This is a genomic window from Streptomyces sp. SirexAA-E, from assembly GCF_000177195.2.
In the GTDB taxonomy this organism is placed as follows: Bacteria; Actinomycetota; Actinomycetes; order Streptomycetales; family Streptomycetaceae; genus Streptomyces; species Streptomyces flavovirens.
Genome location: NC_015953.1, coordinates 2844203 through 2869222, shown reverse-complemented (window position 1 = coordinate 2869222; position 25020 = coordinate 2844203). Strand labels below are relative to the sequence as shown.

At 72.0% G+C, this 25020-nt stretch carries 24 protein-coding genes, 1 tRNA gene and 1 pseudogene; 14 read left to right on the top strand and 12 right to left on the bottom strand.

Annotated elements, in window-relative coordinates:
- The first annotated feature begins 68 nt into the window (after positions 1–68).
- The 3 genes from SACTE_RS12620 to SACTE_RS12610 all read left to right on the top strand — a co-directional run bounded on the left by SACTE_RS12620 (position 69) and on the right by SACTE_RS12610 (position 1687).
- Positions 69–152 (top strand) — tRNA-Leu (locus SACTE_RS12620).
- Between the two features lie 223 nt (positions 153–375).
- A complete protein-coding gene (locus SACTE_RS12615; protein ID WP_014046419.1) occupies positions 376–1260 on the top strand; it encodes a Bax inhibitor-1/YccA family protein in 885 nt (294 codons plus the stop codon).
- A 106-nt stretch (positions 1261–1366) separates the two neighbouring features.
- On the top strand, positions 1367–1687 hold the full coding sequence (locus SACTE_RS12610) for a hypothetical protein (RefSeq protein WP_014046418.1): 321 nt from the start codon (positions 1367–1369) through the stop codon (positions 1685–1687).
- A gap of 12 nt (positions 1688–1699) precedes the next feature.
- Here SACTE_RS12610 and SACTE_RS12605 read toward each other — a convergent pair whose 3' ends face one another.
- The 3 genes from SACTE_RS12605 to SACTE_RS12595 form a co-directional block, all read right to left on the bottom strand.
- The gene (locus tag SACTE_RS12605; RefSeq protein ID WP_176724339.1) at positions 1700–2539 is read right to left on the bottom strand and encodes a hypothetical protein; all 840 of its coding nucleotides are present in this window, start codon (positions 2537–2539) and stop codon (positions 1700–1702) included.
- 299 nt (positions 2540–2838) lie between these two features.
- Entirely contained in the window at positions 2839–4059 is a 1221-nt protein-coding gene (locus SACTE_RS12600; protein ID WP_014046416.1) for an acetyl-CoA C-acetyltransferase, read from the bottom strand.
- A gap of 200 nt (positions 4060–4259) precedes the next feature.
- Complete coding sequence (locus SACTE_RS12595; protein ID WP_019993517.1) at positions 4260–5291, bottom strand: SGNH/GDSL hydrolase family protein; 1032 nt, start codon at positions 5289–5291, stop codon at positions 4260–4262.
- 211 nt (positions 5292–5502) lie between these two features.
- Between SACTE_RS12595 and SACTE_RS12590 the strand changes: the two genes are divergently transcribed.
- Positions 5503–6906: a cystathionine beta-synthase gene (locus SACTE_RS12590; RefSeq protein ID WP_014046414.1), complete on the top strand. Its 1404-nt coding sequence runs from the start codon at positions 5503–5505 to the stop codon at positions 6904–6906.
- 301 nt (positions 6907–7207) lie between these two features.
- On the opposite strand, the gene SACTE_RS12585 is transcribed toward SACTE_RS12590, so the two are convergent.
- A complete protein-coding gene (locus SACTE_RS12585; RefSeq protein ID WP_014046413.1) occupies positions 7208–7621 on the bottom strand; it encodes a hypothetical protein in 414 nt (137 codons plus the stop codon).
- An 80-nt stretch (positions 7622–7701) separates the two neighbouring features.
- Complete coding sequence (locus tag SACTE_RS12580; RefSeq protein WP_014046412.1) at positions 7702–8283, bottom strand: thioredoxin domain-containing protein; 582 nt, start codon at positions 8281–8283, stop codon at positions 7702–7704.
- Between the two features lie 136 nt (positions 8284–8419).
- On the opposite strand from SACTE_RS12580, the gene SACTE_RS12575 reads away from it, so the two are divergent.
- Both SACTE_RS12575 and SACTE_RS12570 read left to right on the top strand, forming a co-directional pair.
- Positions 8420–9265 carry a MurR/RpiR family transcriptional regulator gene (locus tag SACTE_RS12575; protein WP_014046411.1) on the top strand — a complete coding sequence of 282 codons (846 nt, stop codon included), beginning with the start codon at positions 8420–8422 and terminating at the stop codon, positions 9263–9265.
- Between the two features lie 151 nt (positions 9266–9416).
- Entirely contained in the window at positions 9417–9956 is a 540-nt protein-coding gene (locus tag SACTE_RS12570) for a hypothetical protein (protein ID WP_019993520.1), read from the top strand.
- A 64-nt stretch (positions 9957–10020) separates the two neighbouring features.
- On the opposite strand, the gene SACTE_RS12565 is transcribed toward SACTE_RS12570, so the two are convergent.
- From SACTE_RS12565 to SACTE_RS12550, 4 genes are all read right to left on the bottom strand, one after another.
- The gene (locus SACTE_RS12565) at positions 10021–10395 is read right to left on the bottom strand and encodes a hypothetical protein (RefSeq protein WP_014046409.1); all 375 of its coding nucleotides are present in this window, start codon (positions 10393–10395) and stop codon (positions 10021–10023) included.
- An 86-nt stretch (positions 10396–10481) separates the two neighbouring features.
- Positions 10482–10955 (bottom strand): roadblock/LC7 domain-containing protein, encoded by a 474-nt coding sequence (locus SACTE_RS12560; protein WP_014046408.1) that lies wholly within the window; start codon positions 10953–10955, stop codon positions 10482–10484.
- 38 nt (positions 10956–10993) lie between these two features.
- Positions 10994–11794 (bottom strand): helix-turn-helix domain-containing protein, encoded by an 801-nt coding sequence (locus SACTE_RS12555; RefSeq protein WP_014046407.1) that lies wholly within the window; start codon positions 11792–11794, stop codon positions 10994–10996.
- On the bottom strand, positions 11791–12195 hold the full coding sequence (locus SACTE_RS12550; RefSeq protein WP_014046406.1) for a hypothetical protein: 405 nt from the start codon (positions 12193–12195) through the stop codon (positions 11791–11793). The genes SACTE_RS12555 and SACTE_RS12550 overlap by 4 nt, the downstream gene beginning before the upstream one ends.
- Positions 12196–12408: 213 nt before the next feature.
- Here SACTE_RS12550 and hutU point away from each other — a divergent pair, with 213 nt between their 5' ends.
- From hutU to hutI, 4 genes and pseudogenes are all read left to right on the top strand, one after another.
- Positions 12409–14073, top strand: a complete 1665-nt coding sequence (hutU, locus tag SACTE_RS12545) for a urocanate hydratase (protein ID WP_014046405.1) — start codon at positions 12409–12411, stop codon at positions 14071–14073.
- A 17-nt stretch (positions 14074–14090) separates the two neighbouring features.
- Positions 14091–15305 (top strand): allantoate amidohydrolase, encoded by a 1215-nt coding sequence (locus SACTE_RS12540; RefSeq protein WP_037759247.1) that lies wholly within the window; start codon positions 14091–14093, stop codon positions 15303–15305.
- Positions 15296–16663, top strand: coding sequence for a formimidoylglutamate deiminase (locus tag SACTE_RS12535; RefSeq protein ID WP_014046403.1), 1368 nt, complete (start codon positions 15296–15298; stop codon positions 16661–16663). Before SACTE_RS12540 ends, SACTE_RS12535 begins: the two co-directional genes overlap by 10 nt.
- Positions 16664–16730: 67 nt before the next feature.
- Positions 16731–17913, top strand: a pseudogene (gene hutI, locus SACTE_RS12530) (imidazolonepropionase).
- A gap of 96 nt (positions 17914–18009) precedes the next feature.
- On the opposite strand, the gene SACTE_RS12525 reads toward hutI, so the two are convergent.
- A complete protein-coding gene (locus tag SACTE_RS12525) occupies positions 18010–18966 on the bottom strand; it encodes an RNA polymerase sigma factor SigF (protein ID WP_014046401.1) in 957 nt (318 codons plus the stop codon).
- A 293-nt stretch (positions 18967–19259) separates the two neighbouring features.
- On the opposite strand from SACTE_RS12525, the gene SACTE_RS12520 reads away from it, so the two are divergent.
- Both SACTE_RS12520 and SACTE_RS12515 read left to right on the top strand, forming a co-directional pair.
- Positions 19260–19628, top strand: a complete 369-nt coding sequence (locus SACTE_RS12520; RefSeq protein ID WP_026359184.1) for an STAS domain-containing protein — start codon at positions 19260–19262, stop codon at positions 19626–19628.
- 200 nt (positions 19629–19828) lie between these two features.
- On the top strand, positions 19829–20323 hold the full coding sequence (locus SACTE_RS12515; protein WP_014046399.1) for an ATP-binding protein: 495 nt from the start codon (positions 19829–19831) through the stop codon (positions 20321–20323).
- Positions 20324–20472: 149 nt separating this feature from the next.
- Here the strand turns inward: SACTE_RS12515 and SACTE_RS12510 are convergent, their stop codons facing one another.
- The gene (locus SACTE_RS12510; protein WP_014046398.1) at positions 20473–22002 is read right to left on the bottom strand and encodes an oligopeptide:H+ symporter; all 1530 of its coding nucleotides are present in this window, start codon (positions 22000–22002) and stop codon (positions 20473–20475) included.
- A 488-nt stretch (positions 22003–22490) separates the two neighbouring features.
- On the opposite strand from SACTE_RS12510, the gene SACTE_RS12505 reads away from it, so the two are divergent.
- Positions 22491–23168, top strand: coding sequence for a response regulator transcription factor (locus SACTE_RS12505; RefSeq protein ID WP_014046397.1), 678 nt, complete (start codon positions 22491–22493; stop codon positions 23166–23168).
- A gap of 15 nt (positions 23169–23183) precedes the next feature.
- Positions 23184–24449 (top strand): ATP-binding protein, encoded by a 1266-nt coding sequence (locus SACTE_RS12500; RefSeq protein WP_014046396.1) that lies wholly within the window; start codon positions 23184–23186, stop codon positions 24447–24449.
- A 14-nt stretch (positions 24450–24463) separates the two neighbouring features.
- On the opposite strand, the gene SACTE_RS12495 is transcribed toward SACTE_RS12500, so the two are convergent.
- Positions 24464–24985, bottom strand: coding sequence for a GtrA family protein (locus SACTE_RS12495; RefSeq protein WP_014046395.1), 522 nt, complete (start codon positions 24983–24985; stop codon positions 24464–24466).
- Positions 24986–25020 lie beyond the last annotated feature (35 nt).

The window sequence follows — 25020 nt, the reverse complement described above, 5'->3', positions numbered from 1 at the left end:
GGACTGTTCCGCTGTTCGAGGTAGGCCCCCGGATAGGGTCATGTGCCAAAGCGGAGCCGCGCGCCCACGCCCGGGTGGTGGAATGCAGACACGGCGAGCTTAAACCTCGCTGCCTCCTCGGGGGCGTGCCGGTTCAAGTCCGGCTCCGGGCACTCACGCGTGGGCGGTGTGGGGTTCCGGAGAGCGGCTCCGGCGGTGCGGCGGGGCCACCCGGCAGCGGAACACGGTGAGAGAACCGCCGATCACTTTGCGTGCATGTTTCCCGGGCTGTGGATGCGACGTCCCTCAAAGATCCTCCTCTGGCACTAGGGTGATTGTTTTGCCTACCCATTACTCTTGTGGCAAGGCCACGCAGGGTGGCCATGAAGGAGTGAGATGAGGAGCAGCAACCCGGTCTTCTCGCGACGGGGGTTCAGCCGCGACAACGGCTACGCGGGCTTCAACGCGGCGCCGCAGGCCGGGGCCGCCGCAGCTGGGGCCAACCCGTACGCCCAGGGCGCCGCCAACCCGTACGCGACCAACCCCTACGCACAGCCGGACACCCAGTACGGCGCCCCGCAGGCGCCGGCCCGGTCCGGCGCCATGACGATCGACGACGTCGTCACGCGCACGGCGATGACGCTGGGCACCGTGGTGCTCACCGCCGCGCTCTCCTGGGCGCTGCTGCCGGTCGACGAGGCCAACCTCGGCAAGTCGTACGGCATCGGTATCGGCGCCGCCCTGGTGGCGTTCGTCCTGGCGATGGTCCAGTCCTTCAAGCGCAAGGCGTCTCCGGCGGTCATCCTCGCCTACGCGGCCTTCGAGGGTGTCTTCCTCGGGGTGATCTCCAGCGCCGTCAGCACCTACATCAGCCCCGGCACGGTGATGCAGGCGGTGATGGGCACCATGTGTGTCTTCGCCGGTGTCCTCATCGCGTACAAAATGCGCTGGATCCGCGTCACCCGCCGTTTCTACGGCTTCGTGATGGCCGCGGCCATGGGCTTCGTGCTCCTGATGATGGTCAACCTGCTGTTCAGCGTCTTCGGCGGCGGTGACGGCCTGGGCTTCCGCAGCGGCGGCCTCGGCATCCTGTTCGGCGTCATCGGCATCATTCTCGGTGCCTGCTTCCTCGCCCTGGACTTCAAGCAGGTCGAGGACGGCGTCAACTTCGGCGCACCGCGCGAGGAGGCCTGGCTGGCGGCCTTCGGCCTCACCCTCACCCTGGTGTGGATCTACCTGGAGATGCTGCGCCTGCTCTCCATCCTCAACGGGGACGACTGACCCGTAGGGAAGGCATGACACGGAACGGCCCGCAGGCAGCGCCTGCGGGCCGTTCCGTGCGCGGAGGCGCTGGCGGCCGACGGGCGCGGGCGCGTAGGGTCACGGGGTGCTCGATACGACCCCTCTGATCACCGCGGTGGAGCGGTTCGCCGACCGGCTGCGCAGCGCCCCGCAGAGCCGGCTGCGACGCGGCGTGGCCGCCGAGGCCCTGGCGACCGCCCGGGACCTCGCCGCCCGTGCCCAGCGCATCGAGTCCCCGGACCGCGAACCGCGCGTCCTTCCGGACGCGGGGATGTTCGCGGTCGGCGACCAGCTCGCCGTCGCGGGACGCGACCTGGCCGTGGCACTGGAAACGGCCTCGTCCCAGGAGCTGGACGAGGCCGTGCGCTGTGTCGAGGAAGCGGCGGAGCGGGCCTTCGCCCGGTGACCCCGCCGGGGGTCAGAACGAGGCGATGACGCGGTCGGCGAGGATGTAGACGTTCTCCTCGCCGCACGAGAAGGTCAGCGCGTAGGCGCCGGAGACCCCGGAGCCGCCCAGCAGGACCGGCTGCTCCCCGGCCCGCAGCGAGTCGGCGAGGCGTTCGGCGGTCTCGCGGTGACCCGGCGTCAGGCAGAGCGTGGTGCCGTCGGCGAAGACGTACACGTCGAGCGTGCCCAGCGGGCCGGGACGCACATCGGTGAGCTCCGTGCCGGTGTCGGCGAGCTGCTCCAGGCGGTCCACCGTGCGCTCGTGGTCGGCGACCACGGAGGTCTGCACGGGGACGAAGTCCGGGTGCGAGGGGTGGCGGCGGCGGGCGGCGGCCAGCTCGGGCGAGTCCTCGGCGAACTCCACCGACTCGGCGACCTCGGGCAGGTCCGTCAGCTCGACCAGTTCCTCCATGGCCTCGGCCGCTTCGAGGTCCATCGACTCCAGTCCGGCGAAGTCGGCCTGCCGGGGCATGAAGAAGGGGGCGTCGTCGCCGAGGCCAGAGAGTCCGCCCAGCAGGGACGGGGCGTCGGCGGCGTCGCGGGCCTCCTGGGCGGCCCAGAAGGCGCGTGCCTCGGCCAGCTCCCGCTCGCGCTCCTCGGCCAGTGCGTCGGCGACCGCCGCGCGTATCTCCTCGGTGGAGGCGGCGGCGCTCCGGTTCTGCTGCTCGGGCACCGAGGCGTGGCCGCTCCGGCCCTCCGCGAGCTCCGTACGCAGGGCGACGACCTGCTTGCGCAGACCGTGAGCGGCGTGCAGTGCGGCGGCGCCGACGGCCGTGGCAGCGGCGGTGGTCAGCAACAGGGCAATAGGCATGGCGCTCACTGACGTACTCCCGGTTTCGATCGACACCCCCGACTTCCTACATCAGCTTGGCCGGTACTCGTGCCCGCTGTCAGTGCATTACGTCACGAATTGGACAGGTCTTTGGGCCCTGTGCAGACCCCGGGGGTGGGTGTGACCTGCGCAAACGAATCTCCCCCGGGACGCAGGTCACATCCTGGGGGAGATTCGGTCACGTTCGGGGCTCGGGCCGGTTCGAAGCGGCTCCCGCGAGGAACGGCGGGGCTCGGGTCAGGTCGGCCGCTCGTGCCCGCGGCCCTGCCCGCCGGGACTCAGCTGAGCCGCTCGATGACCATGGCCATGCCCTGGCCGCCGCCCACGCACATGGTCTCCAGGCCGAACTGCTTGTCGTGGAACTGGAGGCCGTTGATCAGCGTGCCGGTGATCCGGGCGCCGGTCATGCCGAAGGGGTGGCCGACGGCGATCGCGCCACCGTTGACGTTGACCTTGTCCAGCGGGAGACCGAGGTCGCGGTAGGACGGGATGACCTGGGCGGCGAAGGCCTCGTTGATCTCGGCCAGGTCGATGTCGTCGACGGTCAGCCCGGCGCGCTTCAGCGCCTGCTTGCTGGCCTCGACCGGTCCGTACCCCATGATCTCGGGGGACAGGCCGGAGACGCCGGTCGACACGATCCGGGCCAGCGGGGTCAGGCCCAGCTCCCGCGCCTTGGTGTCGGACATGATCACGAGGGCGGCGGCACCGTCGTTGAGCGGGCAGCAGTTGGCGGCGGTGACGCGTCCGTCGGGGCGGAACACCGGCTTGAGGCCCTGCACGCCCTCCAGCGTGACGCCGGCGCGCGGGCCGTCGTCCTTGGCGACGATCGTGCCGTCCGGGGTCGTCACCGGGGTGATCTCGCGCTCCCAGAAACCGTTCTTGAGGGCTTCCTCGGCCAGGTTCTGCGACCGTACGCCGAACTCGTCCATCTCCTCGCGGCTCACGCCCTTGAGCCGGGCCAGGTTCTCCGCCGTCTGCCCCATCGCGATGTACGCGTCCGGGACGAGGCCCTCCTCGCGGGGGTCGCTCCAGGTGGTGCCGGACTCCTCGGCGCGGGCCGCCGTGCGGGCCTCGGCGTCGGCGAAGAGCGGGTTGTGCGTGTCCGGCAGGCTGTCGGAGTTGCCCTTCACGAAGCGCGAGACCATCTCCACACCGGCGGAGATGAAGACGTCACCCTCGCCCGCCTTGATCGCGTGCAGCGCCATGCGGCTGGTCTGGAGCGAGGAGGAGCAGTAGCGCGTGACCGTGCAGCCGGGGAGGTGGTCCATCCCCATCTGTACGGCGATGACGCGGCCCAGGTTGTTGCCCTGCTCGCCGCCGGGCAGACCGCAGCCGAGCATCAGGTCGTCGATGTCCTTCGGGTCCAGCTCGGGGACCTTGGCCAGGGCGGTCTTGACGACGGTCGCGGTCAGGTCGTCCGCGCGCAGGTCCTTGAGGGACCCCTTGAAGGCCCGGCCGATCGGCGAACGGGCGGCAGAGACGATCACGGCTTCGGGCATCACGCGGCTCCATGAAGGCTGGAAGGCAGGGCTGACTTGGAAGTTACCCGTACGTATCGCTCAGGTCACCCGGGAGGCCGTGTGATGCGGGCCTCTTTTCTAAGCAACCGCTCAGTCGCTTGGTCCGGGCATGGGCGGACGGTCCCGGAGGGCCGTGGAACGGCGGGCACCCGGGCGTACCCGGGTGCCCCGGCGGCGGCTCACGCCGGCCGCCACGTCGCCCCCGACGCGGGCGGGTGCGGCGGACCCTCGTCCGCGTCCTCGTGCCGTACCGGCTCCGTGTGCGCGGGCAGCCTCCGCCGCCGTCGGTGCTTGAGCAGGGCCCACGGGGCGCGGGCCCCGGTGACCTCCGTACCGGCCTCGCGCGCCGCCTGGGACGCCGCCTTCGCGACCGGCAGCATGTCCTCGCGCCGCGACCCGTCCAGGTGGTCCGACTCCGGCCACAGCCCCAGCGCGGCGCACAGCGTGGGCAGCATCGCCATGGAGGCGGTCGCGTAGCCCTCCGCCGAGGGGTGGTAGTTGTCCGGCCCGAACAGCTCGCGCGGGTTCGCCTCGAACTCGGGCCCCAGCAGGTCGCCCAGCGACACGGTCCGGGCCCCCTGCTCCACCGCCCCGATCGTCTGCGCCGCCGCCAGCTGCCGGCTCACCCGGCGGGCCAGCCACCGCAGCGGCTGGTACACCGGCTCGATCGTGCCCAGGTCCGGGCAGGTGCCCACCACCACCTCCGCGCCCGCGGTCCGCAGCCTGCGGACCGCCGTGCCCAGGCAGCGCACCGACTGCGTCGCCGGGATGCGGTGCGTCACGTCGTTCGCCCCGATCATGATCGCGCAGACGTCCGGCAGGCCCGTGGGGTCCGCCAGCACCAGCGAGACCTGCCGCTCCAGGTCGTCGGAGCGCGCCCCCGGCAGCGCCACGTTCCGCAGGTCCACCGGACGCTCCGCCACCGCCGCCAGCCCGGACGCCAGCAGCGCCCCCGGCGTCTGTCCGGCCCGGCGCACGCCCTGGCCGGCCGCCGTCGAATCCCCCATGATCACGAAGCGCAGCGGATCGGCGGGCCCGGCGAACGCCACCCCGTACCGTCCGTCCGCGCTCGGCGGCACCGGTGCCGTACCCCCGCCCACCCGTCGCTTCGCCAGCTGCACCTCGGCCAGTACCAGGCCCACCGTCGCCGCCCCGATCAGCCCGACGCTTCCACCGCCGTAGGCCGCTCCCGCCGCGATCCGCCGTGCCACCCTCGCACTCGACACAGTCCGGTCCACCTCCTCCTCGCCGTACAGCCGTACACAGCACTACCTGCCCCGTGAGGCCCCCGGCCCAATCGCCCCGCCCGGCCCCGGGGTGTCGCGGGGAGGGGCCGCGGGCCCCGGCGCCGTCGTCCCTCACCACGGGTCCGCCTCTTGCGCATACTCTTGGCTGACCATCTCGGAGACCCCGGAGTACACGGTGCAATTCCACGATTCGATGATCAGCCTTGTCGGCAACACCCCGCTGGTGAGGCTGCGCAATGTATCGGCAGGCATTCAGGCGACGGTCCTGGCCAAGGTCGAGTACTTCAACCCCGGCGGGTCCGTGAAGGACCGCATCGCCCTGCGCATGATCGAGGCGGCCGAGCAGAGCGGCGAGCTGAAGCCCGGCGGCACGATCGTCGAGCCGACCAGCGGCAACACCGGCGTCGGCCTGGCCATCGTGGCCCAGCAGAAGGGCTACCGCTGCATCTTCGTCTGCCCCGACAAGGTGTCCACCGACAAGATCAACGTGCTGCGCGCGTACGGCGCCGAGGTCGTGGTCTGCCCGACCGCCGTCGACCCGGAGCACCCGGACTCCTACTACAACGTCTCCGACCGGCTGGTCCGTGAGACCCCGGGGGCGTGGAAGCCCGACCAGTACTCCAACCCGAACAACCCGCGGTCGCACTACGAGACGACGGGCCCCGAGCTCTGGGAGCAGACGGAGGGGAAGATCACCCACTTCGTCGCGGGAGTCGGCACCGGCGGCACGATCACCGGCACCGGCCGCTACCTCAAGGAGGTCAGCGGCGACAAGGTCCGGATCGTCGGCGCCGACCCGGAGGGCTCCGTCTACTCCGGCGGTTCCGGCCGCCCGTACCTCGTCGAGGGCGTCGGCGAGGACTTCTGGCCGAGCGCCTACGACCGCACGGTCACGGACGAGATCGTCGCGGTCTCGGACAAGGACTCCTTCCAGATGACCCGCCGCCTGGCCAAGGAGGAGGGGCTGCTCGTCGGCGGTTCCTGCGGCATGGCGGTCGTCGGCGCGCTGGAGGTCGCCAAGCGGCTCGGCCCCGACGACGTGGTGGTCGTCCTGCTGCCGGACAGCGGCCGCGGCTACCTCAGCAAGATCTTCAACGACGAGTGGATGGCCGACTACGGCTTCCTGGAGGACACCGGCACCTCCGCGCGGGTCGGTGCCGTCCTCGACTTCAAGGAGGGCCCGCTCCCGTCCCTCGTCCACATGCACCCGGAGGAGACGGTCGGCGAGGCCATCGACGTACTCCGCGAGTACGGCGTCTCGCAGATGCCGATCGTGAAGCCGGGCGCCGGACACCCCGACGTGATGGCCGCCGAGGTCATCGGCTCCGTCGTCGAGCGGCAGCTCCTGGACGCCCTGTTCACCCAGCGGGCCTCGCTCTCCGACCCGCTGGAGAAGCACATGTCGGCCCCGCTGCCGCAGGTCGGTTCCGGCGAACCCGTCGAGGACCTGATGGCGGTGCTCAGCGGGACGGAGGGCGCCGACGCGGCGATCGTCCTCGTCGAGGGGAAGCCGAAGGGCGTCGTGAGCAGGCAGGACCTGCTGGCCTTCCTCGCGAAGGGTGCCGCTCCCAAGCAGTGACGCCGGGATTTCCGGGCGACGCGGAAACGGTACGAGCCCGACACGTACGCGCAGCACCCGGTTAACACGGCTCCGGCACAGTAAGGGGTGTCGGCAGGGAAACCCGCCGGCACCCGATACGGCGACACGGACTACGGAGCGGCTCCCGGACCTCCACCGTCGCCTCGGACGCGGCCTCCGGCCCTGACCCGGACCGCGTCCTTCGCGGGGACCGCCGTCGTCCCGCCCCCCGGGCGACCGGGGGTGCGGCGGTCCCCGCGACATACTTCCCCGCCCGGTACGACCGGCGGGGCCACCGGCCTCAGTCGCGCCGGTCCGACTCACCGCCCCGCTTCGCACGCGCCCACGGCCACGTCCGCGCGGCGTGCACGGCGTTCACCCCGATGATCCCCAGCCAGGCCACCACGAGGCCCTCGATCCCGGCGTTGGCGACGCCGATCGTGGACAGCGGGACGGCCAGCACCAGCGAGACGGACGCGAAGCCGAACCGCTCCCCGAAGGAGGCGCCGGACGGCCGGTCGGGGCCCCGGGCGACGGAGACCCGCTGCTCGGCGAGATGCCGCCGCACGCGTCGGTCCAACGTGCCGTCGAGCCGCTGCTCGACCTTCTCCAGGAACGAGTCGACGAGTGCGCTCTCGTACTCCGGCCCCAGATCGGCGCGGGCCCTCAAGGTGGCGTCGAGCTCTCGTCCGAGTTCGGGGTCACGGGCGTCCATGGCCTTCACGGTACGGAGCCGGGCCACCCGGGTCAGTGGGGCTAACCCCCCTGTTCAGGACCGGGGGCCCCGCCGACGGGTCAGGCGGGCGTCACCTCCGCCAGGAACGCCTCCGGGGTGACCGCGTAGCCCATGGCGTTGATGACGGCCACCGGGGTGCGGTCGAAGAGGACGGTGGGGGTCGACCGGACGCCGCTGTTCTCGAAGGCCAGCGAGACCTGCGCCGCCCAGGGCAGGTACTTCCCCTCCAGCACGTTCTGCTGGAAGTCCCCCGAGCGCAGTGCCTCGATCTCGTCGGCGAGCCGGAGGAGGTTGTTCCGGTCGGCGAAGGAGTCCTCGTCCTCGCTGGGCTGATCGGCGTACAGGGCGCGCAGGTAGTGCATGAACGGCTGCGAGCCCACATCGGCGGCGGCTCCCAGCGCGGCCAGTGCCTCCAGGGAACCGCTGCCGCCGGCCGAGGCGTCGAGGAACGTCCCGAAGTGGTGGTCCACCGCGAACCGGCCCTCGTCCGCGGCCCGCTCCATCACGGCACCGAGGTCGAGCTCCATGCGCTTGCAGTACGGGCAGCGCAGATCGGCGTAGACGCTCAGCACGTGGGCGGCGTTCTCGTCCCCGTAGCGGACGATGACGCCGCCGGGGCCTGTCGTGTTGGCTGGGATCATGGTCCCAGGGTCGGCAGGGGAGCGCCGTACCGCAATGCGAGCCGGGCCCGCTGTATATGGACATGCAGGCCGCGTGCTGGCTGAATGGGAATGGTCGGCACCGGTGTGGTGCGAGAACATCTTCGGAGGGGACGCGATGAGCGGGAGCAGCCCGGCGGCGCGGTTGCAGGCGCTCTTCGAGGGGCGCCGGCTGACACCCACCCAGCGGCGGATCGCCCACTCCCTGGTGCGCAGGGCCGCCGACGCCCCCTTCCTGTCCAGCGTGGAGCTGGCCGAACTGGCCGGGGTGAGCCAGCCCTCCGTCACCCGGTTCGCCGTCGCACTCGGCTTCGACGGCTACCCGGCGCTGCGCAGGCACCTGCGCGAGGTGGCGCCCGCCGAGGGGGAGGCGGAGAGCGACGCGCCCGCGCACAACGAGTACCAGCAGGCCGTCCTCGCCGAGATCGAGAATCTGCGGCAGCTCGCCGGGCTGCTCGCCGACACCGGGCCCGTGGAGCGCGCCGGACGGCTGCTGGCCGGGTCCCGCCCGTTGCCGGTGCTCGGGCTGCGGGCCGCCTCCTCGCAGGCACGGGGCTTCGGATACTTCGCCGCCAAGGTGCACCCCGACGTACGGGTGCTCGACGAGGGCGGCAGCATGCTGCACGACCGCATCGACGCCGCCCGGCGCGCGGGCGCCGACGCGCTGCTGTGCTTCGCGCTGCCCCGCCACCCCCGCGAGGTCGTGGACGCCCTCGGCTACGCGCGGGGGCGGGGCCTGACCGTGGTGACGGTGGCCGACTCGGCCTTCGCCCCGGTCGCCGAGCACAGCGATCTGCTGATCCCGGCCGCCGTGGGGACGGGCCTCGCCTTCGACACCGCCTGCGCGCCGATGATGCTGGGGCGGGTGCTGCTGGAGGCGATGTGCGACGGGCTGCCCGACGCGCAGGCGCGGCTGGAGGAGTTCGACGCACGGGCGGCGGCGCGGGCCCTCTTCGCCGGGTAGCGGCCGCCGGCGCCCCGTGGCGGCGTCCGGCCCTTCGGGGATTTCTCAGACAGCGCTCATCTGCGCCCATTAATCTCCGCGCCCAGAAGGTCCACAGAGAGCTGGGAGAGGGGTACGGGACGTGGGGCGCGGAGCGCAGTCGTTGGCGAGGGTGGCCGTGATCGTGCGGGCCGGGGCCGCGCCGATGTGGTGGCCGGGAGTGGTGGCGGCGGCCGTCGGGGCCTTCGTACCGGGGCTGACCGGCCGTCGGATCGGACTGCTGGCCGGGGCGGCGCTGTTCCTGCTGACGGCCGCGGTGGTGGCGTCGGTCCGGATGCGGCGGTACGGGCAGCTCGCCGGGTCGGCGACGCGGGCCGGGCGCGGGGACTTCCTCCAGGACCGTGACGTGACCGTACGCCGGTGGCGGCGCGGGCACCGGTGGTGGCTGCTCGGGGCGTTCCTGGTGGCCGTGGCGAGCGCGTTCGTGGTGCCCGGGGCCGGTGGGCTGGTGCTGGCCGGCGCCGGTGCCGGGCTCTGGCTGAAGGCGGTGCGCATCGGGCGCCGGGAGGTCCGGGACGACGTCCTGTACTGGGTGCGCACCGACTGGGTGGAGCGGGGGCGGCCCGCGGGCCCCCAGGTGGAGGCGTACCGGACGACCGGGCCGATGGCGGGGGACGCCGCGCCGGGAGGGGCGCGGCGTCACCGCCGCTGAGGGCCTGCCTCGGGGCCTGCCGGGGGGCGTGGCCGCCCGGTCCGCAGGCCACCCGGGCGGGCGCTCAGACCTCCAGGTCGGCCTCGATCTTCTTCAGCTGGTGGCGGGCCATCGCGAGGTTGGCCCGGCCGGAGTCCAGGACGAGGTAGAGGAACAGGCCGTTGCCGCCCCGGGCCTTGAGGAGCCGGATCATGTGGTACTGGGTGCCGAGGGTGATCAGGATGTCCTCGATCTCGTCCTTGAGCCCCAGGTGCTCCATCGTGCGGAGCTTGGCGCGGACCACGTCGGTGTTGCCCGCCGCGGCGACCTCCAGGTTGAAGTCCTTGCCGCCGCCGAGGGTGCCCAGGGCCATGCCGCTGGTGTAGTCGACGAGGGCGACACCGGTGGCGCCCTCGATCGACGTCATCGCGTCCTTCAGTGCCGTTTCGGTGTTGGCCATGAGTGCTCGTTTCCTTTCCCTGGCCGGCCGGGTGGCCGGTCCGTTTCTGGCTGTGGTGCGGGTCTGTCGACGTGTGCCGGGCGGTGTCATGGAAGTCGGCCCGCATCCGGCGCGGGGCGCCGGGGCAGGGCCCCGGTCCGGTCGGGGCGCTGCGGGGGCGCGGGGCGTTCGGCCTGCTCCAGGACGGCGTCCACGACCTCGCCGATCCGGGCGCCGGAACGCCGGCCCTCCAGATGGAGCCGGCCGACGTTGATGCGGTCCTCGGCGAGCAGGGTCAGCACGGCGGAGGAGCCCGCCGCGTAGGTGGCGATGTATCCGCTGCCACCGCGGACCAGCAGTTCGCGGAAGCCGCCTCGGCCGGTGGCGTCCGTCATACGGATCGCCACCCCGAGGGCGGCCGCGGTGAGGGCGGCGACGCCCTCGGCCTCGACGCCCGGGGTGTCCTGGGCGACGACCAGTCCGTCGGTGCTGGCGGCCAGCGCACCGGTCAGGAGCGGCACCCGGGCCCGTAACCGCTGGAGCTCGTCGAGGACGTCCTGTGCTTCGGCCTCGGGCACCATCAGCTGTCTCCTCCCGGCACGCTGTCTGAGCGCGCGTATCACAGGGCCTCCAATGCGTCGCGGAGCCGGCGCAGCAGGGCGACGTCGGGGTCGGCCGTGACCTCGGGGAAGGTGATCCGGCCGGCCGCGTCGTCCGGGCCGGACGAGGCGGGGCGAACCGTTTCGACCAGCCCGGCCGCCGCGAGCCTGCGGAGGTCGACCAGGATGTGGAAGGCCGAGCGGCCCAGCTCCTGGGCGATGTCCGTGGCCGTACGCACGCCGTCCACCAGGTCCAGGACGCGGCGCTGGCGCGGCGGTACGGGCGCGTCGACCGGCCGGGCCGTGGGGGCCAGGGAGGCGCTGTCGGTGAGGGCGTCCGGCCAGATCCGGTCCAGCAGCTCCCGGCGCCGGAGCGTCTCGCGCTGCACGGCGTCCACGGGGACGGGGCGGACGGGGCCGATCCAGTGGGAGACCCCGTACCGGAAGCGGGCGGGGGCGCTGGTCGGTGCGAGGGCGAAGAAGGCCGCGTCGTACAGGGCGCCCAGATGGCACAGCTCCAGTGCGCCGCCCGGCACCCGCCCGCTGTCCACGAGGTAGCGGCCGACGCGTCGTCCGGCGCCCGCCTGGGCGACCGCGTCCCACCAGCCCTCGCTGCGTAACGCGCCGCCGGTGGTGAGCAGGACGTCGATGCCGGGGGTGGCGGGGCTCTCGGCGTGCACGACCTGCCCGTCGGCGAGGTAGAGCGTGCCGTGGTCGCGTATCAGGGCGCCGGTGGCGCGTTCCGCCGCGAGCCGCTGGAGCATCGGGGAGAGCACGGTCGGGCCGGGTATCCGGGGCCGGGTGGTCGCGGTGGGTCTCATGCCAGGACCAGCCGCTCCGCGATCTCGCCGAGCTTGATGCGGGCGAGTGCGAGGTTGCCCTCCGAGCGGTCCAGCCACAGGTGGAAGAAGACGCTGCTGTCGAACGCCGTCTCGACGAAACGCAGGATGTGGTAGCCGGGGGCGGTGGTGACGATGACGTCCTCGACCGCGGGTAAGGGGGGCGCCCCGGGGGAGGGGCCGGCCTGAGCCTGGGCGAACACCGGCTGCTCGGCGGCCATGCGCGCCACCTCGGCGGTCTCGGCGGCCGTCGCCTCGTGGTCGCCGTTGGGCGATTCGCCGATGGTGCCGAGGGCGAGGCCGCTCGTCCAGTCGACGACCGCGGCGCCCCTGGCACCGGGCAGCCTCATGACTTCGAGCAGGCACTCGTCGATTCCGGGCACCGCTGACTCCCCTCCCGACGCAGGCGTACGGCTGTGTTGGAGAGGCTACGCAACGTGCTCGCCCCCGGTGGGAGTTCTGGCATTTTCCATAGGTACATGCGAGGCGTCGTGTAAGGGCCGGGCGGATGTACGTGGCAGGACCGCCTGTTGACTAGGAGTATTCATGGGATCAGGATGTGAATAGTCCAGTCACAGTCGCGAGGAGGCATCCCCATGTCAGGACCCCGCCCCGTTCGGGCACCGCGCGGTACGGAGCTGAGCGCCCTGGGCTGGCAGCAGGAGGCCGCCCTCCGCATGCTCCAGAACAACCTCGACCCCGAGGTCGCCGAACACCCCGACAAGCTCGTCGTCTACGGCGGCACGGGGAAGGCGGCCCGTGACTGGCGCTCCTTCGACGCCATGGTCCGTACCCTGCGGACGCTCGAACAGGACGAGACGATGCTGGTCCAGTCGGGGCGGCCGGTCGGCGTGATGCGGACCCACGAGTGGGCACCGCGCGTCCTGATCGCCAACTCCAACCTGGTGGGCGACTGGGCCAACTGGGAGGAGTTCCGCCGGCTGGAGGCGCTCGGGCTGACCATGTACGGGCAGATGACCGCCGGTTCCTGGATCTACATCGGGACCCAGGGCATCCTCCAGGGCACCTACGAGACGTTCGCCGCCGTCGCCGCGAAGAGGTTCGGCGGGACGCTGGCCGGGACCATCACGCTGACGGCCGGGCTCGGCGGCATGGGCGGGGCCCAGCCGCTGGCCGTGACCATGAACGACGGCGTCGCCCTCTGCGTCGACTGCGACCCGCGCGCCATCGAGCGCCGCATCGAGCACAAGTACCTGGACGTGAAGGCCGACTCCCTGGAGCACGCGCTCCGACTGGCCGTCGAGGCCCGTGACGCGCGGCGCCCGCTCTCCATCGGCCTGCTCGGCAACGCGGCTCAGCTGCTGCCCCGGATGCTCGCCGAGGGCGCCCCCGTCGACATCGTCACGGACCAGACCAGCGCGCACGACCCGCTCGCCTATCTGCCCGTGGGCGTCGACTTCGACGACATGGCCTCGTACGCGGCCGAGAAGCCCGCGGACTTCACCCGGCGTGCCCGTGAGTCGATGGCCGCGCACGTCGAGGCGATGGTCGGCTTCATGGACGCGGGGGCCGAGGTCTTCGACTACGGCAACTCGATCCGGGGCGAGGCCCAGCTCGCCGGATACGCGCGGGCGTTCGACTTCCCCGGCTTCGTCCCGGCGTACATCCGGCCGCTCTTCTGCGAGGGCAAGGGCCCGTTCCGGTGGGCGGCGCTCTCGGGCGAGGCGTCGGACATCCACAAGACGGACAAGGCGCTCCTGGACCTCTTCCCGGAGAACGAGTCGCTGCACCGCTGGATCCGGATGGCCGGCGAGCGGGTCCACTTCCAGGGGCTGCCCGCGCGCATCTGCTGGCTCGGCCAGGGCGAGCGCGACAAGGCGGGCGACATGTTCAACGACATGGTCGGCAACGGCACCCTCGCCGCCCCGCTCGCGATCGGCCGCGACCACCTGGACTGCGGTTCGGTGGCTTCCCCCTACCGTGAGACGGAAGCCATGCTCGACGGCTCCGACGCCATCGCCGACTGGCCGCTGCTGAACGCCATGGTGAACGTCGCCTCCGGCGCCTCCTGGGTCTCCATCCACCACGGCGGCGGCGTCGGCATGGGCCGCTCCATCCACGCGGGCCAGGTCTCGGTCGCCGACGGCACGAAGCTGGCCGGCGAGAAGATCCGCCGCGTCCTCACCAACGACCCCGGCATGGGCGTCATCCGGCATGTGGACGCGGGCTACGACATCGCCGAGTCGGTGGCGGACGAGCGCGGTGTGCGCATCCCGATGCGGGAGGAAGGAACCGCGTGAGCGACACCTTCCACGCCATGTGGCGCTCGCTGCGGCCCATCGGCCGCAGCGGTGCCTCCGGCGGATACCGCCGCTACGCCTGGACCGGAGCCGACGCCGAGTGCCGCCTGTGGTTCCAGGCGCAGGCCGAGGCGCGCGGCCTCGACCACGAGGTCGACCGCAACGGCAACCAGTGGGCCTGGCTCGGCGATCCGCTTCGCGGGGACGCCGTGGTCACCGGTTCCCACCTCGACTCCGTGCCCGACGGCGGCGCCTTCGACGGCCCCCTCGGCGTGGTGTCCTCCTTCGCCGCCCTGGACGAACTCCGCCGCAGGGGAGCGGTGTTCACCAGGCCCTTCGCCATCACCAACTTCGGCGACGAGGAAGGGGCCCGCTTCGGGCTCGCCTGCGTCGGCTCCCGGCTCGCCGCCGGGCAGCTCACCGTGGAGCACGCGCACCGGCTCCGCGACGGGGAGGGCGTCTCGCTCCCGCAGGCCATGGAAGCCGCCGGGTACGACCCCGACGCCATCGGCCCCGACCCCGAACGGCTCGCCCGCATCGGCGCGTTCGTGGAGCTCCACGTGGAGCAGGGGCGCGCCCTCGACATCGGCGGGGACCCGGTCGGCGTCGCCTCCGCCATCTGGCCGCACGGCCGCTGGCGGTTCGACTTCCGGGGCGAGGCCAACCACGCGGGCACCACGCGACTCGCCGACCGCCGGGACCCGATGCTCACGTACGCCGAGACGGTGCTGGCGGCCCGCCGGGAGGCGGAACTCGCCGGTGGTCTCGCCACGTTCGGCAAGATCGCCGTCGAACCGAACGGGGTCAACGCGATCCCCTCCCTCGTACGGGGCTGGCTCGACTCGCGGGCCGCCGACCAGGACACCCTCGACACCCTGGTCGGCGCCGTCGAGCGCGCCGCCCGGGAACACGCCGAGAAGGCCGGGATCGCCCTGGACGTCGTACGGGAGTCCTTCACGCCCGTCGTGGAGTTCCGGCACGCCCTGCGGGACGAGATCCGCCGGGTGCTGGACGCCGGGGACCCGCACGGCACGGGCCGCCCGGTGCCCGTGCTCGGCACCGGAGCGGGCCATGACGCGGGTATTTTGTCCGCTTCCGTTCCCACGGCCATGCTGTTCGTACGGAACCCCACCGGCGTCTCGCACTCGCCGGCCGAACACGCCACCGAGGACGACTGCGTGGCCGGGGTGCTCGCACTCGCCGACGTACTGGAAGGTCTCGCGTGCAGCTGACACCACGACCGACGGGCACACCGGTGACCGCCACCTACTGGGCGTCCCACGCCTGGCTCGGCACCCATGTCGAAGCCGGGGTGGCCCTGGACGTCGCCGGGGGCCGCTTCGCCGCCGTCCGTACGGGCGTCGAGACACCGCCGCCCGGCGCCGTCGTCCTGCGCGGGCTGACCCTGCCGGGGCTGGCCAACACCCACTCGCACGCCTTCCACCGCGCCCTGCGCTCCAGCGTCCAGGTCGGCGCCGGGACCTTCTGGAGCTGGCGCGAGCTGATGTACCGGGTGGCCTCCCTGCTCACCCCCGACACCTACTACGAGCTGGCCCGCGCCACCTACGCCGAGATGGCCCTGGCCGGCATCACCTCCGTCGGCGAATTCCACTACCTGCACCACGCGCCCGGGGGCAGGCCCTACGACGACCCGAACGCGATGGGCGAGGCGCTCGTCGCGGCGGCGGCCGAGGCGGGCATCCGCATCACCCTGCTGGACACCGCCTACCTCGCCGCCGGATTCGGCGAGCAGCCCAACCGGCACCAGCTCCGCTTCTCCGACACCACCGCCGACGCCTGGGCCGAACGCGCCGCCGCCCTCCGAGGCGGTGACCACGCCCTGATCGGTGCCGCCGTGCACTCCGTACGCGCGGTCCCGGCGGACCAACTGGCGACCGTCGCGGCCTGGGCCGAGGAGCGCGGGGCCCCGCTCCATGTGCACCTGTCCGAGCAGACCGCCGAGAACGACGCCTGCGCCGCGGCCCACGGCTGCACGCCCACACGCCTCCTCGCCGACCACGGGGTGCTCGGCCCGCGCACCACGGCGGTCCACAGCACCCATCTGACCGCCGAGGACATCGACCTGCTCGGCTCCTCGGGCACCGGCACCTGCATGTGCCCCACGACCGAACGCGACCTCGCCGACGGCATCGGCCCGGCCGCCGCCCTCCAACGGGCCGGCTCCCCGCTGTCGCTGGGCAGCGACAGCCACGCGGTGATCGACCTCTTCGAGGAGGCCCGCGCGATGGAGCTCGACGAACGGCTGCGCACCCGGGTCCGCGGCCACTGGACCGCGGACGCGCTGCTGCGGGCCGCCTCCGCCGACGGGCACGCCGCACTCGGCCGCCCGGACGCGGGCACGCTGGAGCCGGGGGCCGCTGCCGACCTGACGACGATCGCGCTGGACTCCGTCAGAACAGCGGGGCCGGTGCCCCGGATGGCAGCCCAGGTGGCCGTATTCGCCGCCTCCGCCGCCGATGTACGGCACACGGTCGTGGCGGGACGCCACATCGTCCGCGACGGACGGCACACCACGGTCGAGGACGTGCCCCGGGCCCTCGCCTCGGCCGTCGCCGCCGTGTACCGCTGAGCCTCCGGCGGACGGCGCCCACGACCGCACGGCCGCGCCCACGCCGCACCGACCCACTCGACGAAAGCTGTCCCAGGATGACGACGACCGCCATCACCCACATCGCCACTCTGGTCACCAACGACCCCTCCCTCACAGACGGGACCCCCCTGGGCCTGATCCAGGACGCGGCCGTCGTCGTCGACGGCGACCGTGTCGTCTGGACCGGTGCGTCAAGCAAAGCACCCGCCACCGACAACGCCGTCGACGCGGGCGGCCGGGCGATGGTCCCGGGCTTCGTGGACTCCCACTCCCACCTGGTCTTCGCGGGCGACCGCACCCAGGAGTTCAACGCCCGCATGTCCGGCCGCCCCTACTCCGCCGGAGGCATCCGCACCACCGTCGCCGCCACCCGGGCCGCCGGCGACGAGCAGCTCTCCGCCAACGTCGCCCGCCACCTCGCCGAGGCGCTCCGCCAGGGCACCACCACCCTGGAGACCAAGTCGGGTTACGGCCTGACCGTCGAGGACGAGGCCCGCGCCCTGCGGATCGCCGCCGCCCACACCGACGAGGTCACCTACCTCGGCGCCCACATCGTCGCCCCCGAGTACGCCGACGACCCCGCCGGATACGTCGACCTGGTCACCGGGCCGATGCTGGACGCCTGCGCCCCGTACGCCCGTTGGATCGACGTCTTCTGCGAACGGGGCGCCTTCGACGGCGACCAGGCGCGTGCCGTCCTCACGGCGGGCCTGGCCAGGGGCCTGGGCGCCCGGGTGCACGCCAACCAGCTCGGGCACGGCCCCGGCGTCCAGCTCGCCGTCGAGCTCGGTGCCGCCTCCGCCGACCACTGCACCCACCTCACCGACGCGGACGTCGACGCGCTCGGCCAGGGAGGCACCGTCGCGACCCTGCTCCCGGGCGCGGAGTTCTCCACCCGCGCCGCGTGGCCCGACGCCCGGCGGCTGCTCGACGCCGGTGCCACCGTCGCCCTGTCCACGGACTGCAACCCCGGTTCCTCGTACACCTCGTCGATGGCGTTCTGCATCGCCCTGGCCGTACGGGACATGGGCATGACCCCCGACGAGGCACTCTGGTCCGCCACCGCCGGAGGCGCCGCCGCGCTGCGCCGCACCGACATCGGCCGCATCGCGCCGGGCGCCCGCGCCGACCTCCTCCTGCTCGACGCCCCGAGCCACGTCCACCTCGCCTACCGCCCGGGTGTGCCGCTGACCGGTGCGGTCTGGCGGGGCGGAGAACGCGTCAGGTGACCGCGGCCCGGCCGGACGTGCGGAAGGACCCGCCCCTCGACGGGCGGGTCCTTCCGCAAAGCCGTACCGGCGGCGCCGTGGGCGGCCGGTCGTCGGTCACTCCTCGACGGTCAGGCCCCTGCGGAGCTTGACGAGCGTCCGGGAGAGCAGCCGGGACACGTGCATCTGCGAGATACCGAGCTCCTCGCCGATCTCGGACTGGGTCATGTTCGCGACGAACCGCAGGGAGAGGATCGTGCGGTCGCGCAGCGGCAGCGAGGCGATCAGCGGCTTCAGGGACTCGATGTACTCGATGCCCTCGAGGCCGTTGTCCTCGTAGCCGAGGCGGTCGGCGAGCGCGCCCTCGTTGTCGTCGTCCTCGGGCTTGGCGTCCAGCGAGCTCGCGGTGTACGCGTTGCTCGCGGTCATGCCCTCGACGACCTCCTCGTGCGTGATGCCGAGGCGCTCGGCGAGCTCCACCACGGTGGGGGCGCGGTCCAGCTGCTGGGCCAGCTCGTCGCCCGCCTTGGCGAGGTCGAGGCGCAGCTCCTGCAGCCGGCGCGGGACGCGCACGGACCAGCTGGTGTCCCGGAAGAAGCGCTTGATCTCGCCGATGATCGTGGGCATCGCGAAGGTGGGGAACTCGACGCCGCGGCTGAGCTCGAAGCGGTCGATCGCCTTGATCAGGCCGATCGTGCCGACCTGGACGATGTCCTCCATCGGCTCGCTGCGCGAACGGAACCTCGCGGCGGCGAACTTGACCAGGGCGAGGTTGAGCTCGACCAGGGTGTTGCGGACGTAGGCGTACTCGTGCGTGCCCTCTTCGAGGGTTTCGAGCCGGGCGAAGAGCGTCTTCGACAGAGCCCTGGCGTCGATGGCGCCGATCTCGTCGTAGGGAGGGATCTCGGGGAGATCCTCGAGGCCGTCCAGGGGAAGGCCGTAGGCGTCGCTCGTGGCGACACCGGCGCGCGGGCCGGGAACGGCGCTCGCGGCGGGGGAGTCGGAATCGGTCGGTCCCTGAGGACATGCCGACGTCGCGATATGGGTACGCGATACGTCGAGCCGGGGTGACATGGTTCTCCTCCATCGTTCTCGGCATATGGCTGCCGATGCCCATACGTGTTCCTGCGGTGAAGCGGCGCCTCCGAAGCCGGTTGAGTTCCGATGAGAGATGACCCTTCTACCCTTACCCGGTTCCAGCCACGAGTTACAAGCGCCAATTACGCCTATATGTCCGGTTTGTTGAGTTCTTCGACTACCGTGTGGCGAGGGAAACGCGTAATGTTTCACGGACGTCGGCAAGAGCCGCGCGGACAACCGTGCACATGGTGCTGCGGACAGTGACGGACGGCGAAGAGGGACGGGCGATGGACCGCGGGACGGTCGGCAGTGCGAACCGGGGTCGGCTTCAGGTCGAGGCCCGGACCGAGGGACTCAGCGAGGTCGTGACGCCGGTGGGTGAGCTCGATCACCACACCGCCGATCTGCTGCGCGAGCCTCTGGAGAGCGCGGTCGAACAGGGGCGTGCGCGCCTGGTGGTCGACTGCTCGGGACTCGAGTTCTGCGACTCCACCGGGCTCAACGTGCTGCTCGGCGCCCGCCTGAAGGCCGAGGCGGCCGGGGGAGGGGTCCATCTGGCCGGAATGCAGCCTGTGGTGGCTCGCGTCTTCGAGATCACGGGGGCGGAGGCGGTCTTCACCGTCCACGCCACGCTCGAAGACGCTCTGAGTACCTGACCTGTGGGTGCTTCCAGGCAGGCCCGGGGCCGCGGACGACCCGTCTATCGCTCATGTCACGCTCTTGGCGTAGACGAGGTGGGTGTCGTCACGATCCGGTCGGGCAGAAGACATCCCGTCGGGGTCATGGAACCCGCACACTCTGTATCTGACCATTATCTGTTCGTGGCAACACGGTGAATCGGTGAGGTGAAGCGCTGATGAGCACCACCCGGCAGCATCCGCCGGGCGGCCTCGGCCGCGAGCCGGACGGTGGGGGCCCAGCCTCCTCCGTACCTGCGGACCGGCGGTGGCGCACCCTCTCGTTGCGGCAGGCCAGCGGCATCGTGCCGACGGCCCGGGACTTCGCCCGGCAGGCTCTGCACGACTGGGGCTGGCTGCCCGCGGCCGGCGCCGACCGGCGGGCCGCCGCCGAGGACGTCCTGCTCGTCGTCTCCGAGCTCGTCACGAACGCCTGTCTGCACGCGGACGGGCCCGAGGAGCTCCGTATCGCCTGCTCACCGAAGGTGCTGCGGGTCGAGGTCGTCGACCGGGGGGCCGGCCAGCCCGCGCCCCGTACGCCGCACCGCGCGGGTCGGCCCGGTGGGCACGGCATGTTCATCGTGCAGCGGCTCTGCCTGGACTGGGGCGTCGTGCGCACCCCTGACGAGCCGGGCAAGACCGTCTGGGCGGAGCTCGCCGCACCACCCGCCTGACCCCACCGTCCGTCCGGAACAGCGCGCCGCCTCCGCGGCGCGCTGTTCCGCGTTCCGGGGCCCGGCCGGGCCCGCGCGCCAGGAGGCCCGCGAGACGGAAGGAGGGGCGCCGCACGGTGTGCGGCGCCCCTCCTTCGTCGACGGGTCCGTCAGCGGACCTCGCCCATGTGCTCCTTGACCTTCTTGCGGTACATGTAGACCGCGACTCCCGCGAGGACGGCCAGGGCCGCCTCCACCGCGACGGCGGTCGTCCCGTTCAGGTCGACACCGAAGACGGCCGGGTTCGACAGCAGACCGGTGATGGAGTCACCCGCGGTGACCGCGAGGAACCACACGCCCATCATCTGCGAGGCGTACTTCGCCGGAGCCATCTTCGTGGTGACCGACAGGCCGACGGGGGAGAGGCACAGCTCACCGACCGTCTGGATCAGGTAGATGCCCACGAGCCACATCGGGCTGACCAGGTTGCCGTCCGAGGACATGGTGAGAGGCACCAGGAAGAAGAAGAACGAGACGCCGACGAAGAACAGACCGGCGGAGAACTTCGCGACCGTCGAGGGCTCGCTCCCCTTGCGGTTCAGCCAGAGCCAGATCCAGGCGAAGACCGGGGCCAGTGCCATGACGAAGACCGGGTTCAGCGACTGGTACCAGGAGGAGGGGAACTCGAAGCCGAGCAGCGAGCCCGAGGCCTTGGTCTCGCCGAAGGCCTGGACCGTGGAACCGCCCTGGTCGTAGATCATCCAGAAGACGGCGGCGGCCACGAAGAACCAGATGTAACCGGTCATCTTCGACTGCTCGCCGGCCGACAGCTCCTTGTCCCGCTTGATCCGGATCAGCACGCCGGCCGGGATGATCAGCCCGATCACGGTCAGCGGGATCATCGCCCAGTTCAGGGTGAAGTGGCCGGTCAGGCCCACGATGCCGTAGAAGACGGCCGCCACGATCAGCCAGATGAGCCCCTTGCGCAGCCAGGAGGCCCGCTCCTCGGCCGCGAGCGGCTTCGGGACCAGGCTGCTCTGCGGGCTGAGGTTGCGCGTGCCGAACAGGAAGATCATCAGGCCCAGCGCCATGCCGACCGCCGCGAGCGCGAAGCCCAGGTGCCAGTTCACGGTCTGGCCGACGGTGCCGATGATCAGCGGGGCGAAGAAGGCACCGACGTTGATGCCCATGTAGAAGATCGTGAAGCCGCCGTCACGGCGCGGGTCGTTGGGCCCGTCGTAGAGGTGGCCCACCATCGTCGAGATGTTGGCCTTCAGCAGACCCGAGCCGAGCGCCACCAGCGCGAGGCCGACGAAGAACGTCGGCTGTCCCGGCAGGGCGAGGACCAGGTGGCCCGCCATGATGGTCATCGCCGCGATCGCGACGGTCTTGCGGGGCCCCCACACACGGTCCCCGAGCCACCCGCCGGGCATGGCCAGGAGATAGACCATCGACAGGTAGACGGAGTAGATGGCCGTGGTGGTGGCCAGATCCATCCCCAGGCCGCCGCCGAGGCTGCCGTCCTTGGCGTCGGGGCCTCCGGAGAGCAGGTAGACGACGAGCAGAGCCCGCATCCCGTAGAAGCTGAAACGCTCCCACATCTCGGTCATGAAGAGAGTGGCCAGGCCGCGGGGGTGGCCGAAGAAGGTCTTCTGCGAGCCAGTCGTACTGGCCGAGTCCTTCGTCAGGCTGGACGCCATGGTCGATCCTTGCTGGTCGGGACGCGCCGCTTCGTGAGCGGTACGCGCCCGGTGGGGGGTGGCCGGCACCGGTACGGCCTCGCCCCACCCCCGACGCCTCAAGGGGTTTCGATCCTGCCACCGGCTCCGTGGGGGAGCCGCGAGGCCATCGGGGACAGACCGCACCAGGATCCACACCCGGTGCGCGTCCTCGCGCTCCGGGCCCGGCCCACAGGTCATTCACTGAGTCGCAGCCGGCGGGGACCGGCTCGTACACGAAAGGACCTTCGGCGCGCGGAACGCTGCCCAAAGGTCCTCGGTGGTGCAACAGGCGTCGAGTCACCATACGACATGAGACACGCCGATATGGAAGGACTTGAGACATGGATCACAGGCGGCCCTGGAACCACGCTCTCATATTCGAAGGTGGATGACCGATTCGTGTCGCTGACCCACAGGGCGTCCTCGGCCCCTCACCCCAGGTGGCTCGCGCGGACTACCATCACTCCATGACCCGTGTACTGCTCGCCGAGGACGACGCATCCATTTCGGAGCCGCTGGCTCGCGCCCTGCGGCGCGAGGGGTACGAGGTCGAGGTGCGGGAGGACGGACCGACCGCGCTCGACGCCGGGCTCCAGGGCGGCGTCGACCTGGTCGTACTCGATCTGGGGCTGCCCGGGATGGACGGCCTGGAGGTCGCCCGGCGGCTGCGCGGCGAAGGTCTCGCCGTACCGATCCTGGTGCTCACCGCGCGGGCCGACGAGGTCGACACGGTGGTCGGCCTGGACGCCGGGGCCGACGACTACGTCACCAAGCCCTTCCGCCTCGCCGAGCTGCTCGCCCGGGTCCGCGCCCTGCTGCGCCGGGGCGCCACCGAGCCCGCCCCGCAGCCCGCCACCCACGGCGTGCGGATCGACGTCGAGTCGCACCGGGCCTGGATGGGGGACGAGGAACTTCAGCTCACCGCCAAGGAGTTCGACCTGCTGCGGGTCCTCGTACGGGACGCCGGCCGGGTCGTCACCCGCGACCAGCTGATGCGCGAGGTCTGGGACACCACCTGGTGGTCGTCCACCAAGACGCTGGACATGCACATCTCCTGGCTCCGCAAGAAGCTCGGGGACGACGCGGCCAACCCCCGTTACATCGCCACCGTGCGGGGCGTCGGCTTCCGGTTCGAGAAGAGCTGACGTACAGAGACAGTCATGCGTCGCCGACTGATCAATTCCACGCTCGCCGTGGTGCTCGTGGTGATCGCCGTCTTCGGCCTCTCCCTCGTCATCGTGGAGTCCCGCACCATCAGCAACAGCGCCCAGGAGAGCGTCGACTCGGAGGCGCTGCGCCTGATCAGCGTCGTGGAGAGCCGGCTGCTCGGCGACGAGCGGATCACGCCCGACGTGCTGGACGAGCAGGTGGACACCAACCGCTACGCACGCGTCGAGATCCCCGGGCGCTCCCCGATCGAGGTCGGCGAGCGCCCCACGGACAGCGTCATCCGCAGTACGGAGGTGGGGGAGCAGGGAGAGCGGGTCACCGTCGAGGAGTCCGGCTCCGCCGTCACCCGCGAGGTCGGCCGGACCCTGCTGATCATCGGGGCGGTCGCCCTGCTGGCGATCGTCTCCGCCGTGCTGCTGGCCGTACGCCAGGCCAACCGGCTCACCTCGCCGCTCACCGACCTCGCCGAGACCGCCGAGCGCCTGGGCTCCGGCGACCCGCGCCCCCGGCACAAGCGGTACGGGGTGGCCGAGCTGGACCGCGTCGCCGACGTCCTGGACTCCTCCGCCGAGCGGATCGCCCGCATGCTGACCGCCGAACGCCGCCTCGCCGCGGACGCCTCGCACCAGCTGCGCACCCCGCTGACCGCGCTCTCCATGCGGATCGAGGAGATCTCCGTCACCGACGACCCGGACACGGTGAAGGAGGAGGCGAGCATCGCGCTCACCCAGGTCGAGCGGCTGACCGACGTGGTGGAGCGGCTGCTGACCAACGCCAGGGACGCGCGCACCGGCTCCGCCGTCGTCTTCGACCTCGACGAGGTCGTCAAGCAGCAGCTGGAGGAGTGGCGTCCGGCCTACCGCAGCGCGGGGCGTGCCGTCGTGTGCTCCGGCAAGCAGGGGCTGCGGGCCGTCGGTACGCCCGGAGCGGTCGCCCAGGTGCTCGCCGCGCTGATCGAGAACTCGCTGATGCACGGCGGCGGCACGGTCGCCCTGCGCACCCGGGTCACCGGCAACCAGGTGGTCGTCGAGGTGACGGACGAGGGCCCCGGGGTGCCCGCCGACCTCGGGGCGCGGATCTTCGAGCGGACCATCAGCGGCCGCAACTCCACCGGCATCGGCCTCGCCGTGGCCCGCGACCTCGCGGAGGCCGACGGCGGCCGTCTCGAACTGCTCCAGCAGCAGCCCCCGGTCTTCGCCCTCTTCCTCAGCCGGATCCCGCCGACGCGCAAGGAGGAGGACCGCCCGGTGCGCTGAGCGGCGCGCGGGGGTCAGCGGGAGACGGTCCCCGGGGTGGTCACCTCGTCGGCGGGTCGCCGTGGTTCCAGAAACCGGTCCGCGCTGAGCACGGCCTCCTCGGCGGGAAGCGTCCTGAAGACCCAGGTGCGGTACGACCAGAAGCGGAACAGGGTCGCGATCGAGATGCCGACCACCTTGAAGACGTTGCTCTGGACCGGGCTGTTCCAGCCGAAGCCGTACGTCGCGAGGTACAGCACGCCCGTCTCGATCACCGCGCCCGCGGCGCTGAACAGGAGAAACAGCGTCAGCTCGCGGGTCCGGCCGCTCTTGTCGCGGTCCCGGTAGGTCCAGTAACGGAAGCCGATGTAGTTGAAGAGGATGGCGACGACCGTCCCCATCAGCCCGGCCCGCACCACCGGGATGTCCGTGGTGCGCCAGATCAGGTTGGAGACGGCGATGTTCACGACCAGCCCGAGTGCGCCGACCGCGCCGAACTTGGCGACCTCCCGGGCCAGCAGATCAAGCCGGGCCCGCAACGCGCCCCGTTCGCTCATGGTGATCGCTCGCCCCGTCCGTTCGGTTCCGTCAA

Excerpts from the sequence above, each read along its gene's own strand:
- SACTE_RS12505 (WP_014046397.1), top strand. The coding sequence starts at position 22,491 with ATGACCCGTGTACTGCTCGCCGAGGACGACGCATCCATTTCGGAGCCG.
- SACTE_RS12500 (WP_014046396.1), top strand. The coding sequence starts at position 23,184 with ATGCGTCGCCGACTGATCAATTCCACGCTCGCCGTGGTGCTCGTGGTG.
- SACTE_RS12510 (WP_014046398.1), bottom strand. The coding sequence starts at position 22,002 with ATGGCGTCCAGCCTGACGAAGGACTCGGCCAGTACGACTGGCTCGCAG.
- SACTE_RS12495 (WP_014046395.1), bottom strand. The coding sequence starts at position 24,985 with ATGAGCGAACGGGGCGCGTTGCGGGCCCGGCTTGATCTGCTGGCCCGG.
- SACTE_RS12515 (WP_014046399.1), top strand. The coding sequence starts at position 19,829 with ATGAGCACCACCCGGCAGCATCCGCCGGGCGGCCTCGGCCGCGAGCCG.
- hutU (WP_014046405.1), top strand. The coding sequence starts at position 12,409 with ATGTCAGGACCCCGCCCCGTTCGGGCACCGCGCGGTACGGAGCTGAGC.
- SACTE_RS12575 (WP_014046411.1), top strand. The coding sequence starts at position 8,420 with ATGAGCGGGAGCAGCCCGGCGGCGCGGTTGCAGGCGCTCTTCGAGGGG.
- SACTE_RS12615 (WP_014046419.1), top strand. The coding sequence starts at position 376 with ATGAGGAGCAGCAACCCGGTCTTCTCGCGACGGGGGTTCAGCCGCGAC.
- SACTE_RS12565 (WP_014046409.1), bottom strand. The coding sequence starts at position 10,395 with ATGGCCAACACCGAAACGGCACTGAAGGACGCGATGACGTCGATCGAG.
- SACTE_RS12540 (WP_037759247.1), top strand. The coding sequence starts at position 14,091 with ATGTGGCGCTCGCTGCGGCCCATCGGCCGCAGCGGTGCCTCCGGCGGA.
- SACTE_RS12525 (WP_014046401.1), bottom strand. The coding sequence starts at position 18,966 with ATGTCACCCCGGCTCGACGTATCGCGTACCCATATCGCGACGTCGGCA.
- SACTE_RS12560 (WP_014046408.1), bottom strand. The coding sequence starts at position 10,955 with ATGGTGCCCGAGGCCGAAGCACAGGACGTCCTCGACGAGCTCCAGCGG.
- SACTE_RS12605 (WP_176724339.1), bottom strand. The coding sequence starts at position 2,539 with ATGCCTATTGCCCTGTTGCTGACCACCGCCGCTGCCACGGCCGTCGGC.
- SACTE_RS12520 (WP_026359184.1), top strand. The coding sequence starts at position 19,260 with ATGGACCGCGGGACGGTCGGCAGTGCGAACCGGGGTCGGCTTCAGGTC.
- SACTE_RS12580 (WP_014046412.1), bottom strand. The coding sequence starts at position 8,283 with ATGATCCCAGCCAACACGACAGGCCCCGGCGGCGTCATCGTCCGCTAC.
- SACTE_RS12600 (WP_014046416.1), bottom strand. The coding sequence starts at position 4,059 with ATGCCCGAAGCCGTGATCGTCTCTGCCGCCCGTTCGCCGATCGGCCGG.
- SACTE_RS12585 (WP_014046413.1), bottom strand. The coding sequence starts at position 7,621 with ATGGACGCCCGTGACCCCGAACTCGGACGAGAGCTCGACGCCACCTTG.
- SACTE_RS12555 (WP_014046407.1), bottom strand. The coding sequence starts at position 11,794 with ATGAGACCCACCGCGACCACCCGGCCCCGGATACCCGGCCCGACCGTG.